Annotated in this window: 2 pseudogenes; both read left to right on the top strand. The window is 54.4% G+C overall.

Features of this window, described 5'->3' with window-relative positions:
* A pseudogene (locus OA56_RS09925) lies at positions 1-376 on the top strand (ATP-binding cassette domain-containing protein); the annotation flags it as partial.
* A pseudogene (locus OA56_RS09920) lies at positions 370-570 on the top strand (phosphate/phosphite/phosphonate ABC transporter substrate-binding protein); the annotation flags it as partial. The pseudogenes OA56_RS09925 and OA56_RS09920, both read left to right, overlap by 7 nt.

Genomic DNA, 570 nt, shown 5'->3' with positions numbered 1-570 from the left:
CAATGCAATCGTCCGGGACCTGACAGCTAGGGCGCTAATACAGAAGCCACGAATCCTGCTGGCCGATGAGCCTGTTGCCAGCCTGGACCCGGCAACCGCACATAGCGTGCTCACCTTGTTGCATGAGATCTGCAAAAAGGACCACCTCACCGCAATCGTGAGTCTTCACCAGGTGGAGCTCGCGCGCTCGTTTGCAGACCGAATCATTGGGCTCCGCCAGGGAGCTGTTGTATTCGAGGGTAGGGCAGAGCAGCTGAGTCCTGATGTTGTGCGGAACCTCTATGCAAAGTAGTCCAACGCTTCCAACACGAGTGCGTCCACTGATAGCCCCCGAACTCTTCAATCCAGTCAAACCAAGGAGCTCTTGCCATGCTGAATCGCCGTAACTTCTGTCTTGTTGTCAGCGCAGCTTCTTTTGCTGCACTCCTTCCTCTGTGGGCTCATGCGCAGGGAAAGGATCCATCAAAGCTTCGTGTCGCCCTTCTTCCAGATGAGAACGCTGCCAGCATCATCCAGAACGCGCAGCCTCTTAAGCGCTATCTGGTTGTGCAACCTTTTTTCTGTAAATTT

This window comes from Tepidiphilus sp. HLB4, from assembly GCF_054823945.1.
This window is presented reverse-complemented; position numbering and strand designations above follow the sequence as displayed.